The organism is Nocardioides malaquae (assembly GCF_015070385.1).
Taxonomy (GTDB): Bacteria; Actinomycetota; Actinomycetes; order Propionibacteriales; family Nocardioidaceae; genus Nocardioides; species Nocardioides malaquae.
Genome location: NZ_JADCSA010000015.1, coordinates 21,358 through 35,823, shown reverse-complemented (window position 1 = coordinate 35,823; position 14,466 = coordinate 21,358). Strand labels below are relative to the sequence as shown.

17 protein-coding genes are annotated in these 14,466 nt (G+C 71.8%); 12 read left to right on the top strand and 5 right to left on the bottom strand.

Going from position 1 to position 14,466, the window contains the following annotated elements; translation table 11 throughout:
• Window positions 1-29: 29 nt before the first annotated feature.
• The 5 genes from IEQ44_RS13810 to IEQ44_RS13790 are packed head-to-tail and all read right to left on the bottom strand — an operon-like array spanning window position 30 to window position 4,777.
• The gene (locus IEQ44_RS13810; protein WP_319804682.1) at window positions 30-665 is read right to left on the bottom strand and encodes a class I SAM-dependent methyltransferase; all 636 of its coding nucleotides are present in this window, start codon (window positions 663-665) and stop codon (window positions 30-32) included.
• Window positions 662-1,519, bottom strand: a complete 858-nt coding sequence (locus tag IEQ44_RS13805) for a glycosyltransferase family 2 protein (RefSeq protein WP_193639050.1) — start codon at window positions 1,517-1,519, stop codon at window positions 662-664. The genes IEQ44_RS13810 and IEQ44_RS13805 overlap by 4 nt, the downstream gene beginning before the upstream one ends.
• Window positions 1,516-2,538, bottom strand: a complete 1,023-nt coding sequence (locus IEQ44_RS17980) for a glycosyltransferase (RefSeq protein WP_193639049.1) — start codon at window positions 2,536-2,538, stop codon at window positions 1,516-1,518. The genes IEQ44_RS13805 and IEQ44_RS17980 overlap by 4 nt, the downstream gene beginning before the upstream one ends.
• Window positions 2,535-3,662: a glycosyltransferase gene (locus IEQ44_RS13795; protein WP_193639048.1), complete on the bottom strand. Its 1,128-nt coding sequence runs from the start codon at window positions 3,660-3,662 to the stop codon at window positions 2,535-2,537. Before IEQ44_RS13795 ends, IEQ44_RS17980 begins: the two co-directional genes overlap by 4 nt.
• On the bottom strand, window positions 3,659-4,777 hold the full coding sequence (locus IEQ44_RS13790; RefSeq protein ID WP_193639047.1) for a glycosyltransferase: 1,119 nt from the start codon (window positions 4,775-4,777) through the stop codon (window positions 3,659-3,661). Before IEQ44_RS13790 ends, IEQ44_RS13795 begins: the two co-directional genes overlap by 4 nt.
• A gap of 152 nt (window positions 4,778-4,929) precedes the next feature.
• On the opposite strand from IEQ44_RS13790, the gene IEQ44_RS13785 reads away from it, so the two are divergent.
• The 12 genes from IEQ44_RS13785 to IEQ44_RS13730 all read left to right on the top strand — a co-directional run bounded on the left by IEQ44_RS13785 (window position 4,930) and on the right by IEQ44_RS13730 (window position 14,376).
• Entirely contained in the window at window positions 4,930-5,817 is an 888-nt protein-coding gene (locus IEQ44_RS13785; protein ID WP_193639046.1) for an oxygenase MpaB family protein, read from the top strand.
• A 63-nt stretch (window positions 5,818-5,880) separates the two neighbouring features.
• Window positions 5,881-6,579 (top strand): acyltransferase, encoded by a 699-nt coding sequence (locus IEQ44_RS17975; RefSeq protein ID WP_319804681.1) that lies wholly within the window; start codon window positions 5,881-5,883, stop codon window positions 6,577-6,579.
• Window positions 6,580-6,722: 143 nt separating this feature from the next.
• Complete coding sequence (locus IEQ44_RS13775) at window positions 6,723-8,078, top strand: hemolysin family protein (RefSeq protein WP_193639045.1); 1,356 nt, start codon at window positions 6,723-6,725, stop codon at window positions 8,076-8,078.
• Window positions 8,071-9,126 (top strand): hemolysin family protein, encoded by a 1,056-nt coding sequence (locus IEQ44_RS13770; protein ID WP_193639044.1) that lies wholly within the window; start codon window positions 8,071-8,073, stop codon window positions 9,124-9,126. The genes IEQ44_RS13775 and IEQ44_RS13770 overlap by 8 nt, the downstream gene beginning before the upstream one ends.
• A gap of 82 nt (window positions 9,127-9,208) precedes the next feature.
• A complete protein-coding gene (gene clsA, locus IEQ44_RS13765; RefSeq protein WP_193639043.1) occupies window positions 9,209-9,817 on the top strand; it encodes a cardiolipin synthase ClsA in 609 nt (202 codons plus the stop codon).
• The gene (locus IEQ44_RS13760) at window positions 9,814-10,734 is read left to right on the top strand and encodes a DUF881 domain-containing protein (RefSeq protein ID WP_193639042.1); all 921 of its coding nucleotides are present in this window, start codon (window positions 9,814-9,816) and stop codon (window positions 10,732-10,734) included. Before clsA ends, IEQ44_RS13760 begins: the two co-directional genes overlap by 4 nt.
• Before the next feature lie 16 nt (window positions 10,735-10,750).
• The gene (locus tag IEQ44_RS13755) at window positions 10,751-11,083 is read left to right on the top strand and encodes a small basic family protein (RefSeq protein ID WP_193639041.1); all 333 of its coding nucleotides are present in this window, start codon (window positions 10,751-10,753) and stop codon (window positions 11,081-11,083) included.
• Entirely contained in the window at window positions 11,067-12,068 is a 1,002-nt protein-coding gene (locus tag IEQ44_RS13750) for a DUF881 domain-containing protein (protein ID WP_227487490.1), read from the top strand. Before IEQ44_RS13755 ends, IEQ44_RS13750 begins: the two co-directional genes overlap by 17 nt.
• Window positions 12,069-12,105: 37 nt before the next feature.
• The gene (gene gcvH / locus IEQ44_RS13745; RefSeq protein WP_193639040.1) at window positions 12,106-12,489 is read left to right on the top strand and encodes a glycine cleavage system protein GcvH; all 384 of its coding nucleotides are present in this window, start codon (window positions 12,106-12,108) and stop codon (window positions 12,487-12,489) included.
• A 116-nt stretch (window positions 12,490-12,605) separates the two neighbouring features.
• Complete coding sequence (locus IEQ44_RS13740; protein WP_193639039.1) at window positions 12,606-13,112, top strand: FHA domain-containing protein; 507 nt, start codon at window positions 12,606-12,608, stop codon at window positions 13,110-13,112.
• Between the two features lie 6 nt (window positions 13,113-13,118).
• Window positions 13,119-13,862: a transcriptional regulator FtsR gene (gene ftsR, locus IEQ44_RS13735; RefSeq protein ID WP_193639038.1), complete on the top strand. Its 744-nt coding sequence runs from the start codon at window positions 13,119-13,121 to the stop codon at window positions 13,860-13,862.
• 28 nt (window positions 13,863-13,890) lie between these two features.
• A complete protein-coding gene (locus IEQ44_RS13730; protein WP_193639037.1) occupies window positions 13,891-14,376 on the top strand; it encodes a bifunctional nuclease family protein in 486 nt (161 codons plus the stop codon).
• Window positions 14,377-14,466 lie beyond the last annotated feature (90 nt).

Genomic DNA, 14,466 nt, shown 5'->3' with positions numbered 1-14,466 from the left:
ACGTGGCTTGCCGCAGTCCGGTCCGGACCTCAGCCGGCCCAGCGCAGCAGGGCCACGACCCCGCGGTCCTCGTGGGCCCGTACGTCCGTCACCCGCAGGGCCGGCGTGTCGTCACGGGCCAGCCACTCACGCACCGCGTCGACCTGGGCGTGGTCGCCCAGCTGGAGCAGTCCGGCCCCTCCGGGGGCCAGGCAGTCGCCCATCACCGTCAGGCAGGTCCAGGCGATCGCCAGTCCGTCGTGGCCACCGTCGATGGCGAGGAGTGGGTCGTCGGGGAAGCGGCCGACGGACGCCGACGGCACCCACGGCGGGTCGGCGATGACGAGGCCGAACGACTCGTCGGGACGCACCGCCTCCTCGGCCCGTCCGAGCCGCACCTCGACGCGGTCAGCGAGCCCTGCGCGCTCGGCGTTGGCGTGGGCGAACCAGGTGGCCGCGGGGTCGACGTCGACGAGCACGCCGGGCCGGCCCGAGAGGTGCACCGCGAGCAGCCCGATGTGGCCGGCCCCCGTGCAGAGCTCGAGGAGCGGTCCACCGGGCAGCTCGGGGGAGAGGTCCGCTGCCCAGCGCGACTGCAGCACCGTCCACGGCCTCGGCTCCAGGACCCGCGCGTCGTGGGCGATCGTGAGCGGGCCGAAGTCCATGTCGAGCACGGGCGTCGTCACGCCGACCGCCGCCAAGGACGACGGGTCTCCGACTGCAGCACCTGCCAGCTGCCGTCGGCGCGTCGGGCCGCCAGCCCCCGGCGGGCGAACTCGAGCAACCACGCCTCCATCGCGTCCTCGCCCCAGCGTTCGCGGAAGAGGTTGGCGTTGCGCACGATGTCGTCGAGGTGCTCCACGGGCGGGGCCGAGACGGGGTGCCACTGGTGGTAGGCCCGCGCCGCGCCGGTCCAGCCCAGGGTGAGCCCCGAGCGTTCGACCAGGCGTCCGAAGTCGGTGTCCTCACCGCCGTAGCCCACGTAGTCCTCGCAGAAGCCACCGGTCGTGCGCCACGCATCCGCGCTGCACGCGAACGAGAGTGACCAGAAGAGGTCGGGGTCGGCGCCCACCACCAGCTCTCCAGGCGCCGGTGCGGGGCGGGCCGGGTGGGGGTCGTCCATCTCCGCCAGACGGTCGAGGTCGTAGCCGGCGACGGGGGCTGGGGGCAGGTAGGTGACCGGACCGGACCACACGACGTCGGGTCGCATGCGTACGGCCTCGGTGTAGCCCGAGACCAGGTCGCAGCCGGCCAGGCAGTCGACGTCGAGGAAGACGAGCACCTCGGCGCCGTGCGCCAGTGCCTCCCGGGCGCCGGCGTTGCGGGCCGCAGCCAGGGGCAGGGCCGTGACCCCCGAGTCGGCAAGGGTCACGGCGTCGACGCTGACGCGGGCGACCCCGCGCTCCACCAGCTCCGAGTCGTCCATGGCGACCACCACGTGGTCGTCCGGGGCGGGCCCGCAGGCCGCCAGCGTGGCACGCTGCCCGGCCAGGTGGGTGTGGCGACCGTGGGCCACCGTGATCACCGCGACGCGACTCATGCTGCTCTCCTCTCGTGGATGACGGCGCGCACCAGCGCCGCCACGCGTTCCGCCGACCGTCCGTCGCACCAGCTCTGCCACGCGTCACCGTCGAGTGATGCCGCCTGCTCCAGCACGTCGGACCACCCGACGTCGGGCAGCGTGTCCAGAACCAGCGCCGGCCAACCCTCCGACAGCACCGTCGCGGTCGTCACCTGCTCGTCGAAGGGTCGCGGTTGCGGCACCACGACCGCGGGGACCCGCAGCGACGCGACCTCCGCGACCGAGTTCTGGCCGGCATGGATCACCGCCACGTCGGCCGTCGCGAGCAGCGCTGCAGGGTCGGGGTGCCAGGTGCCGAGGCGGCGACTGAGCACGGTCCAGGTCCAGTCTGGCGTGCTGGCGCGGGCCCGCTCGAGGGCGGGAGCCGAGAAGGAGTCGCCGCCGTCGCCGGCGATCACCACGACGTGGCGGCCCGCGCGTCGGCCGGGCCCGGGTCGGTGCTCGGGCAGGGCCACGGGAAACCGGGAGCACCCCCCGACGGCCGTGAAGCGGCGCCGGATCCGCTCCGGGACGCCCGGCAGCATGGCGTCGGTACAGCCCTCGGGCCAGGCGCCCACCAAGGCGGAGCAGACGTCGAACCCGAGCGTGTGGGCCGGGTCGCCCCGGTGTCCGGGAGCCGTGAAGCCGACGACGGGGACGCCGTGCAGGCGAGCGGTCAGGGTGACCTCCACCGACTGGTCGACCAGCATGGCGGAGGGTCGCTCCCGTTCGATCCAGGAGGAGAGGGCGTGCGTACGCTCCCTCAGGCCGTCGTCCTGCAGTGGCACCCAGCGCAACCGCTCGCCGGCGGTCACGTCGGCGGTCGCGTAGCCCACCGGGTCGGAGTCGTCGCGGGGCAGCTGCACCCAGTCGCCCTGCCAGCCGTCGGGACGGGGCAGGGAGGAGAGGCCGGTGACCGGCTCGGGCAGGTGCGGCGCGATGGTCATGGCCCGGTGCAGGTGGCCGCTGCCGTGGTGGTGCACGTAGTGACCGATCACGCGGCCACCCCTGTGTCCAGAAGGAGGCGGTAGTGGTCCTCGTAGCGCTCGACCATCGTGGCGACCGACAGGTGCCGCTCGGCGTGGCGCCGGGCAGCACGGCGGTCCAGTCCGCGTGCCTCCCGGATCGCCTGACCGAGGGTGACGACGTCTCCGGCCGGCGCGAAGCTGCCGTGTCGACCGACCACCTCCGGCAACCCACCGCGGGCGTAGGCCGCCACCGGGGTGCCGCACGCGAGCGCCTCCGCCGCGACGAGTCCAAAGGGCTCGTCCCAGTCGGGCGTCACCACGGCCACCGACGAGCGGCCCACCAGTTGGGCGAGGGCCGGCTGTCGCAGGTGCCCGGCACAGATGACCCTGCCTCCCAGTCGGGGCCTGATCTCGGCGGCGAAGTAGGCGTCGTCCAGCACGGGACCCGCCAGCACCAGCGCCACCCCGGCGTGGCGGGCCGCGTCGATGGCCTGGTGGGGAGCCTTCTCCGGCACCAGACGTCCCGACCACACGGCCGTGTCTCCTCCGGGGCCAGCCGGCCACAGGTCGGTGTCCACCCCGTTGGGCACGCAGGAGGCGTCCACCAACGGCGCCCAGGACCTCGCGGTGAACTCCGAGACCGCGGTGAAGGCCGGTCGTCCGCCACCGGTCCTGATGGCCTTCTCCATCGCCGCGAGAGGAGGCGTGTGCAGCGTCGTGAGCACCGGCATCGGCAGCGACGCGGCCTCGGCCAGCGGAAGGGGGTGGAGGCTGTTGTTGTGGAGGACGTCGAAGTGACGCTCACCGGCGGACAGGTCGGCGAGGAGCCGCTGGTAGGCGACGTGCTCCGAGGCCTCGATCCACTCCGGTGCGTCGACGTCGTTCCGTCCGGAGTGGCGCCGTCCGGCGTTGCCCTGCGTCGGAGTGAGAGGCAGCTTCTCGACGTCGAGCGCCGGGTCCGACCCGGGGGCGGCGAAGAGCGCCACCTCGTGTCCCCGTCGACGCAGGCCCCGCGCCAGGTGCCAGGTCATCGACTCGAGACCCCCGATGAAGGGCTGGCGGATCGGGAACCGTGCGTTGGCCACCAGGCAGATGCGCAGCCTTGCCTCGTCCCGCCACCGGCCGCGCAGGGAGTGGGTGGAGTGCGTCGTCATCGCACGAGGTCCTGGTAGATCGCGTCATGGGCGGCGGCCACCTCGTGGCGTTGCTGGCGCCGCTCGGCCTCACTCGCCCCCCAGCTCGGGCGTTCCTCGTACGCCCGCAGCACCGCCGTCCGCAGGCTCGCGGGGTCGAAGTGGTCCTCGTCGTGCGTGTAGGTCAGCACCGGTCCCTGGTCGGCGAAGTGACCGCAGGTCGGCGCCAGGACCGTGGTGCCGACGTCGCGACACGCCTCCAGCCAGCCCGAGTGGGTGCCGAAGCGGTAGGGCAGGACGGCGAGGTCCAACGAGGCGAGGTACTGCCACAGGTCGGCGTCACTGAGGTAGTCGTGCACCCGGAGGTCGACGAGTCCGCGGTGCGCCGCCTCCGACAGCAACGCGTGCAGCTCGTCGTCGAACCGGGCCCCCCCGCGCTCCAGCACGTCACGGTGCCCGTTGACCTGGAGCACGGCGTCGTCGAGGTTCGCCACGGTCTCGATCAACGTCGGCAGGATGCGGTGGGGAGCCATCCCCGCCCTCAAGCTCTTGACGTGCAGGCCCACCCGGAAGGGGCCGGCGCCGTCGCGGTCGTGGCGCTGGCGCCGGAGGGCGGCCGAGGTCTCCAGGTCGACGACGTGGGGGTGCGGGACGACCGTGGCCTCCACGCCCCAGCGGCGGGCGATCTCGGTCGCCGCGCCCCGGGTGAGGGTGATGACCGCGTCGGCGGCGGGCACGAGCACGTCGAGTTGGGCGTCATGGAGCGTGCGGTCCTCGTGGTGTGGGTTGCGCAGGTCGTGCACGGTGAAGACGAACGGCTTGCCGCGGCGACGAAGCACCTCGACCACCTCCTCCAGGGTCGAGGGATCACAGGCGTCGAAGCCGAAGTGCAGGTGGAGGAGGTCGAAGTCGGCGGTGGCGAGCCAGGTCGGGTCGAGCATCACCGGCGGCCACCAGGCGGCGCCGTTGGGCCGTCCGCCTGCCGGCACGGGGTCGGGCAGGCGTCGTGGGCCGCCACCATCGAGGGGCGCCAGGTGACGGACGTACACGTGCCCCGCAGGCACCGACGCGACGGTGAGGGGACGCGACTGACGCTGGCGTGGCGGCACCAGCACCGCCGACTTCTGCTCTGGCATTGGCAAGGACTCCCGTGACACGAGCCGCATCTGGTCGACGCGGACCACCGGCTCCTACCCCTGGGCGTCCTCGCTCACTCCTGAGACCTCGGGGGCGTGACACGATGGGGGAGGAGCAACGCGCGGGTGACCGCTGCGGGGAAGGAGCCTCGATGGGTCAGGGATCCGCAGGGTCGGGCCACTTCGACGGGACCCTGCTCCAGCGCGTCCAGGCGCACCGTGCCGTGGGGCAGACCTACGGTCAGCGCGCGCTGGTCCTGGGCGCCACCCAGCCGGTGCCGTACGTCGGCACGAGTTCCTCCACCCACGCCAAGGAACGTCCGTTCTCGCGGTTGGCCGCCACCGCGGAGGCGTTCGAGACCGTCTTCTTCGGCACCCGCGCGGAGGCTGACCGAGTGCTGGCCGGGGTCCGGCACATGCACCACCGGGTCAGGGGAGTGCTGCCCCGCACGGAAGGCCGCTTCGCGCAGGGAACGCCCTACGACGCCTTCGACCCCGAGCTGATGCTGTGGACGATGGCGGTGCTGGCGGACTCCTCGCGCGTCTGCTTCGAGGCACTGGTACGTCCGCTGACGCCCGCCGAGCGTGAGGACCTGTGGCAGGACTGGATCCACTTCGGGGAGCTCTTCGGGATGCCGAGGGAGGTGGCACCTCCGACCGCCCCCGAGTTCGATGCCTGGCTGCGGGGGAAGATCGAGGGGCCCGACTTCCACGTCACGGACGAGGCGCGGGTGGTGGGTCGCGCCATCGCCACCGCCATGCCGGTGCCGGCCCGCATCCGACTCGGCTCGCGCGGCACCGGCCTGGTGGTCGTGGGCCTCCTGCCCGAGCGTGTCCGGCAGGCGTTCGGCTTCCGCTGGACACCGGTGCACCGCGCGGCGCACGCCGGCCTGACGGCAGCGGTCCGCGCGTCACAACGAGTCCTGCCCGAGCAGGCGCGGCTCGGGCGCAACACCCGGCTCTTCCGGATCGTCAGCGCCACGGAGCGCGAGATCCTCGCCCGCGGTGGCCGCACGATCGACCTGCCCTCCCCGCCCTGACCTCCGAGCCCTCATCGCCGGACTCGGCCCGCGCCAGGCTACGCGCGGGTAGTGTCACGCCGCGTGAACCGTCGTCAGCGTCTCGTCGCCTCCGCCCTGCACGCCGCCCACCGGTGGGTGGAGCGGGCCGGGGCGATCGCGCCCGGCACGGTGCTCGGCGACGAGTTCGGGACCCTGGGGCCGGGCAGTTGCATCGCGTTCCCGCCGTTGTCGCTCTTCGGCACCGGGTCGATCCATGTGGGGGCCGGCACGATGATCGGCCGCCACACCTCGATGAGCGTGGGCTACGGACCCGGCGACTCCGCCGCACCGGAGCGGGGACTGGTGATCGGCGAACGCTGCGTCATCGGGGCGCGCGCCACGATCACCGCCCACGAGTCCATCGTGATCGGTGACGACGTGTGGTTCGGCCAGGACGTCTACGTCTCCGACGCCAACCACGGCTACCAGGACCCGCACACTCCCGTCGGTCTGCAGTTCGGACGCCACGACCCCGTCGAGATCGGAGACGGTTCCTGGATCGGGCGGGGTGCGGTGATCCTGCCCGGTGCCAGGATCGGACGCAACGTCGTCGTCGGGGCCTCCTCCGTCGTGCGCGGTGAGGTGCCCGACCACAGCGTCGTGGTCGGCGCCCCGGCCAGGGTGGTGCGTCGGCTGGTGCCCGGAGTCGGGTGGGTCTCGACGAGCCGTGCCGACGACGTGCTCGAGGAGGTCTCGACCAGCGAGGTCGCCGCGGCCATGGGTCTCTTCGTCGCCTCCTGAGCCGCTCGCGGCACCGGGTCGGGCCCGCACACCACTAGGATGGGCGGCTCCGACCGACGCCGCGCCCCGAACCGTGGAGGAGCCCAGCACCGCATGGACGGTCAACCTCGGCCCCGCCTGCCTCGCTCTCGAGGAGGTGGGGCATGACGCCCTGGCTCCTGCTCGCGCTCTCGGTGCTGCTCATGGTGGCCTGCGGCCTCTTCGTGGCCGCTGAGTTCTCGTTCGTCACCGTCGACCGCAACGCCGTCGAACGCGCTGTCCGGGCGGGAGAACCCGGCGCCGCCGGTGTCCAGAGCGCACTGCAGTCGCTCTCGACCCAGCTGTCCGGGGCGCAGGTCGGCATCACGGTCACCAACCTGGCCATCGGGTTCCTCGCCGAGCCCGCGATCGCGCAGCTCGTCGACGGGCCTCTCGTGGCCCTCGGGACGCCTGCGGGGGCCGTCACGCCCCTCGCGATCGGCATCGGCCTGACGCTCTCCACCTTCGGCACGATGCTGCTGGGGGAGCTGGTGCCGAAGAACCTGGCCATCGCCCTGCCGCTGGCCACCGCCCGCGCGACGCAGGGGTTCCAGCGAGGGTTCACCACGGTCATGGGCTGGCCGATCCGGGGGCTGAACGGTTCGGCCAACGCCATCGTGCGCCGCCTCGGCATCGAGCCCCAGGAGGAGCTGCGCTCGGCCCGCAGCTCCGGGGAGCTCGCCTCGCTCGTGCAGCGGTCGGCCGACGAGGGCACGCTCGACGCCGACACGGCCGAGCTCATGGAACGGTCCGTGGAGTTCGGGACGCGCACGGCCGGCGAGATCATGACGCCCCGGGTGCGCACCCACAGCCTGCAGGAGACCGAGCGCGCCGCGGCCGTCATCGACCTGGCCCGTCAGAGCGGGCACTCACGCTTCCCGGTGCTCGACGCCGACGGGGGCGTCGTCGGCACGGTGCACGTCAAGCACGCCGTCGCGCTTCCCCTGCACGAGCGGGCCACCACCCGCGTGCGGCGGATCATGGTGAAGCCCATCGTGGTGCCCGACTCCCTGCGCCTCGACCCCTTGCTGGCGCTGTTGCGCCAGGACGGCTTCCAGATGGCGGTGGTGCTCGACGAGTACGGCGCCCAGGCCGGCATCGTGACCCTGGAGGACGTCGTCGAGGAGATCGTCGGTGACATCGCCGACGAGCACGACCGCATGGGTGAGCGCGTCCGGCGACGGCGCGACGGCTCGTGGTCGGTCTCGGGGCTGCTGCGACCCGACGAGGTCGAGGACGCCACCGGTTGGGCCCTGCCCGAGCACGACCACTACGACACCGTCGCCGGCCTGGTCGTCCAGGCGCTGGGAAGGCTCGCGGTGGTCGGCGACAGCGTCGAGGTGGAGTGCCGTTCCGCGGGGGAATCGGACGGAGAGCCCGGCGCCTCCGCCGTCCGGCTGCTCGTGGAGCGCGTCGACGGTCGGCGGATCGACCGCTTGTGCCTCGAGGCAGCCCCGGGGGAGGGAGGCGACCATGAGTGACCTGACCGCCGTCCTCGTGGCGATCGCGCTGTTGGCGATGAACGCCTTCTTCGTGGGCGCCGAGTTCGCCCTCATCTCTGCGCGACGGTCCCAGATCGAGCCCCTCGCCGCCGCCGGGTCCGCCATGGCCCGCTCCGCCCTGCGCGCCATGGAGCAGGTGTCACTGGTGATGGCCGGCGCACAGTTCGGCATCACCGTCTGCTCGCTGGGGCTCGGCGCCGTGGGAGAGCCCGCCGTCGCCCATCTGATTGGTCCTGGCCTCGAGGCGTTGGGGGTGCCCGCCGACCTGGTGCACCCCATCGCGTTCGCGATCGCGCTGGTGATCGTCGTCTACCTCCACGTGGTCCTGGGCGAGATGGTGCCCAAGAACATCGCCATCGCCGGCCCCGAACGGGCAGCACTCGTGCTGGGCGCTCCCATGGGAGTCGTGGTGACGGCACTCAAGCCGCTCATCCTCGCGATCAACGCCTGCGCCAACCTGGTGCTGCGGGCGCTGGGGATCGAGCCGAGGGACGAGGTCAACTCCGTCTTCACGCGCGAGGAGGTGGCCGCCCTGGTCGAGGAGTCCCGCGGCGAGGGGATGATCGAGGCCCACGAGTACGACCGGTTGGCCGGTGCCCTGGGCTTCACCGAGCAGCCCGTCTCCACGGTGCTGATGCCGGTGGAGGCGCTGATGACGGTGCCTCGGGGTGCGTCCGGTGCCGAGGTCGAGGAGGTGTGCGCCGCGACCGGTTACTCCCGGTTCCCGGTGCAGCAGGAGTCGGGCGACCTCCTGGGCTACCTGCACGTCAAGGACGTGCTGGAGGTTGACGAGCAACGCCGACGCCGCCCGGTCGACGACAAGTGGATCAGGCCGTTCGCCAGCGTACGACCCGACGACGCCCTGCACACGGCCCTCGAGGCGCTGCAGCGTCGAGGTGCCCACATGGGTCGCGTGGTGAGCGACGAGGGCGTCACCCTCGGACTGGTGACCCTCGAGGACGTTCTGGAGGAGCTCGTCGGCGAGATCCGCGACGCCGCGCACCAGGACGACTTGCCGGGGTCGTGACCCGCCGGAGGCGTCGGTACGCTGGTGCCGCTGCCGTAGGACGGAGCCGCACGGGGCGGCAGAAGGGGTGTGGACGACCGTGGTGACCGATGCTCACGCCCCCTCGTCGCGGGTGTGGACCGTCCCCAACGCCCTGAGCGCGGCCCGCCTGCTGGGTGTCCCGCTGTTCCTGTGGTTGGTCATCGTGGTGGAGCAGGACGCACTCGCGTTCGCCCTGCTGATGGTCTCCGGGCTCACCGACTGGCTCGACGGCCACCTCGCCCGGATCCTGGACCAGCGTTCCCGGCTCGGCGCGTTGCTCGACCCGATCGCCGACCGGCTCTACATCTTCGCCGTGGTCGTCGGGTTGGCGTGGCGTGACTTCATCCCGTGGTGGGTCGCGGTGCTGCTCCCGTTGCGTGACCTGCTCCTGTGGGGCCTGGTGCCTCTCCTGCGCACGCGCGGCTACAGCTCCCTGCCGGTCCACTTCCTCGGCAAGGCAGCCACGTTCAACCTGCTCTACGCCTTCCCGCTGCTCCTCCTGGGTGGCGGCGACAGCGCCCTGGCGACCCTGGCCAACGTCTTCGGTTGGGCGTTCGCCTGCTGGGGCATCAGCCTCTACTGGTGGGCCGGCCTCCTGTACGCCTGGCAGGTGCGCACGCTGCTGCACCACACCCTGCCGGTGCCCCGCGGCGGGGGAGGGCGGCCATGAAACGACCGGATGCTCGCCGGGCTCCGGGCGAGAACGACCGGACCCCCGACGACGACACGGTGGTCGACCCCACCGACCGTCCGGTGCCCGGACACGTCCTGATGCCGTTGCTCACCCGACTCACCCAGGAGTCCATGGATGCCGACTACCGGGTCGTGGCCGAGCGTCGTCGGGCGGCGGGGGAGGCCACCGGCGCGGCGCGGTCGCGGGGTCGACGGCCCTGGGTGACGGCCGTGGCAACCGGGGTGTTCGGCGTCCTGCTCACCGTGGCTGCGGTGCAGACGTCGCGCAACGCCGACGTCGACGCCCTGGGGCGGGCGAGCCTGGCCGAGCGGGTCACCCAGGAGAAGGCGGCGGTGCGCGACCTGCAGGACCGGGCCGGTGAGCTGCTGGCGGACAACGCCGCAGCCGAGGCCTCGCTGCGCGAGCTGCGCGAGCGCGAGGACCAGCTGACCGCCCGGGTGAGCCGGGTCGGCACCCGCACCGGCTACCTGGCGGTGCGCGGCCCCGGCCTCAGGGTCACCGTCGACGACCCGCTGAGCGGGGGAGACATCCGGGTCAAGGACGAGGACCTGCACCTCCTCGTCGACGGGCTCTGGGCGGCCGGCGCCGAGGCGATCGCGGTCAACGGGCAGAGGCTGACCGTGGTGAGCCCGATCCAGAACACCGGCGGAGCCATCCATGTCAACGTCCGTCCGCTCAACCCACCCTACGTCGTGGAGGCGGTCGGAGACCCCGACCAGATGTCGGGACGTCTGTTGGCCAGCACCAACGGATCGCTCTTCTACGCCGTGGCGCGGTCGCTGGGATTTGTCCTCGAGGTGGAGGATGATGACAACCTGCAACTGCCGGCCGCGCGGGTCCGTACGCTTCGCTCGGCCGTCCCGGGCGCCTCCGGGGACGTGAGCGACGAGTGAAGGAGACCACTGAGCCGTGATCGCAGCCATCGGCCTGCTCCTCGGGGTGCTGGCGGGCATCCTCCTGCAGCCCGACATCCCGCTCAGCCTCGAGCCCTACTTTCCCATCGCCGTCGTGGCCGCCCTGGATGCGGTGCTGGGCGGCTTCCGCGCGCACCTTGACGGGATCTTCGACGACAAGGTCTTCGTCGTCTCCTTCATCAGCAACGTGGTGCTGGCAGCCTTCATCGTCTTCCTCGGCGACAAGCTCGGCGTCAGCAGCCAGCTCTCCACCGGCGTGACGGTCGTCCTGGGCATCCGCATCTTCTCCAACGCCGCCGCCATCCGACGCCATGTCTTCCACGCCTGACGACTCCGACACCCGCGCCCCGGAGTCCGACGTGACGGACTCCGACGCGGCGGAGCTCGATTCTCCCGCGCCCGATACGCCCGAGCCTGAGCAGACCGAGACCGAGTCCGAGGATCAGGAGCCCCAGGACGCGGAGCCCGACGCTCCCGAACCCGAGGAGCCGGAGACCGAGGCAACAGAGCCCGAGGAGACGGAGCCGGGTGCGCCGACTGAGTCGTCGGAGCCGACCGAGTCGACGGAGCCGACGGTGTCGTCAGAGCCAGTCACGCCGCCCTCGCGCCTGCGCACCCTGATGGGCAGTCCCGGACGCTCCCAGGCCATCGTCGGCGTCCTTCTCGCGGTGCTGGGCTTCGCGGCGGTGACCCAGGTCCGCAGCACCGGGTTGGACGACTCCTACCAGGGGCGCCGGGAGGAGGAGCTGATCGAGATCTTCAACGGCCTCACGGGCACCGCCGACCGCACCCGGCGCGAGATCGCGCGGCTGGAGCAACGACGCCGCGAGCTGCAGGTGAGCACCAGTGCCCGCAGTGCCGCCATCGAGCAGGCCGAGCAGCGACTGCGCACCCTCAACATCCTGGCGGGCACCGTGCCGGTGACGGGGCCTGGACTCCGGATCACCGTCACCGAGGAGGGTGACCGGGTCAGCATCGACTCCCTCCTCGACCTCGTCCAGGAGCTGCGCACCGCAGGTGGCGAGGCGATGGAGTTCAACGACGAGGTGCGCCTGGTGGCGTCCAGCTCCTTCTCCGACGTCAACGGCGTGATCCACCTGGACGGGGTCCCGCTGACCTCCCCCTACGTCCTCGAGGTGATCGGCGAGTCCTACACGCTGCGCACCGCCGCCTCGTTCCCGTCGGGCCCGGTCACCAAGCTGCGGGACAAGGAGGACGCCGACGTGGCGATGGAGGAGCTCGACGCCGTCGACATCGAGTCCGTGCGTGACTTGCCGCGACCGGAGTTCGCCGAGCCCGCTGAGGGGCAGTAGCCTCGTCGGCACAGAGCCGTCGCACGAAGGAGTTCGGATGTACCCCGAAGACCTCAAGTACACCGCCGAGCACGAGTGGGTGCGCAGCCCTGGAGAGACCCAGGGTGCGGTGCGCGTCGGCATCACCGACTTCGCACAGGACGCCCTCGGCGACATCGTCTTCGTCCAGCTCCCCGAGGTCGGCGACACCATCACCGCTGGTGAGTCGTGCGGTGAGCTCGAGTCCACCAAGTCCGTCAGCGACCTGTACGCGCCGGTGAGCGGTGAGGTCGTCGCGGTCAACGAGGCGCTCGACGCGACGCCCGAGCTCGTCAACAACGACCCCTACGCCGGGGGGTGGCTCTTCGAGGTGGTGCCGGCCGAGGCCGACGCGGTGGAAAACCTCCTGGACGCAGCGGCCTACCAGGCCGGTCTTTCCTGACCAACCCGGCAACCCTCGGTTGCCACCACTGATAGGTTCGTAGCAACCTTGAGCCTCAGTCGGACCGTGAGGGTTCTCGGGGTTCGGACGCCTGTCATCGTCGAAGCGGAGGACACATGCCGTTCTGCACGGCCTGCGGGAAGAACAACCCCGACGACGCACGGTTCTGCGCCCAGTGCGGCACCCGGATCGCGGCGGCCGAGCCGGCCAATGGGTCTGGTGCCGAGACGACCACGACGATCAGCGCGATCGTGGAGCGGGCGGAGTCGTCCGACCGCGACCTGAGTGCGGTCGACGCGGCTGCGGTCGACGGGCTCCCCGTGGGCTCCGCCCTGCTCGTGGTGCAGCGCGGCCCGGGAGCGGGCTCGCGGTTCCTCCTCGACACCGACCTGGTCACCGTGGGCCGTCACCCGGACTCGTCGATCTTCCTCGACGACGTCACCGTCTCGCGTCGGCACGCGGAGTTCCGTCGTTCGGAGGAGACCTTCGAGGTCTCCGACGTGGGCAGCCTCAACGGCACCTACGTCAACCGTGACCGGATCGACGCCGTCACGTTGACCGACGGTGACGAGGTCCAGATCGGCAAGTACCGGTTGGTGTTCTTCCCCGGGCACGCCGACTGATCCGTGATGGCTGCCTCCACCGCCTCCGCAGGGTCGGCGCCCCAGGGTCGGATGACGATCGGGCAGGTCCTCGACCTGCTGCGACCCGACTTCCCCGGGGTCACCATCCCGAAGATCCGGTTCCTCGAGAGCGAGGGCCTGATCAAGCCGGACCGTACGCCTGCGGGCTACCGCAAGTTCTCCTCGCAGGACGTCGAACGCCTGCGCTACGTCCTGCGCATGCAGCGTGACCACTACCTGCCGCTGAAGGTCATCGGAGAGCACCTGGACGCGATCGACCGGGGCCTCGAGCCTCCGCCGATCGAGTCGGTGGTGCCCACTGTGCCCAAGGTCGCGCTGAGCAGCGACGGATTCCCCTCCCCGGAATCCTTCGCGCCCCGCTCCGACGTGCGCCTCTCGCGCCGCGAGCTGCTCAAGATCGCGGAGATCGACGAAGAGGTCCTGGCCCAGCTCGAGCAGGCCGGCTTGGTGCAGGCGCGTCCCGGCACGGGGCACTTCGACGCCGACGCGCTCCTCATCGCGCGGACTGCCCAGGAGATGGCGAACTTCGGCCTCGAGCCGCGGCACCTGCGGGCGTACAAGTCCGCCGCCGACCGGGAGGCCGGGCTCGTCGAGCAGGTCGTCGAGCCGCTGAAGCGTGGTCGCGACGCCGGAGCGAGCGCCCGGGCCGACGAGACGGCGCGCGAGCTGGCGGCCCTCTCGGTGCGTCTGCACGCCACCTTGGTGAAGACCCGCCTGCAGCAGTCCTGACCCTTCGCCCCGGGAGTAGGGTGGATCCGTGCATGAGATGGACGTGATCGGGGTTCGGGTGGAGGCGCCCTCGAACCAACCCGTCGTGCTGCTGCGTGAGGTCGGGGGAGACCGCTACCTGCCGATCTGGATCGGTGCGGTGGAGGCCACCGCCATCGCCTTCGCCCAGCAGGGGGTGGAGCCTCCCAGGCCCCTGACCCACGACCTCATGCGTGACGTACTGACCGCCACCGGGCAGCAGCTCGACGAGGTGCAGATCGTCGACGTGAAGGAGGGGATCTTCTTCGCCTCCCTGGTCTTCGCCTCCGGGGTGGAGGTGAGCGCGCGCCCCTCCGACTCCATCGCCCTGGCGCTGCGCACCGGCTCGCGCATCGTCGCCAGCGCCGACGTGCTGGAGATGGCCGGGATCAGTGCGCCGGAGGAGCAGGACGACGAGGTGGAGAAGTTCCGTGAGTTCCTCGACCACGTGACGCCGGAGGACTTCGAGGAGCCCGGAGGCTCACCCTCAACCTGAGGGTGAGGGTTGCGACACGCCGCGGAGGTGCGTTGACCCCCGGGGGTGCGCGGCCTACCTTGAACTGTCTCCGTTGTAACTCCTCAGTTG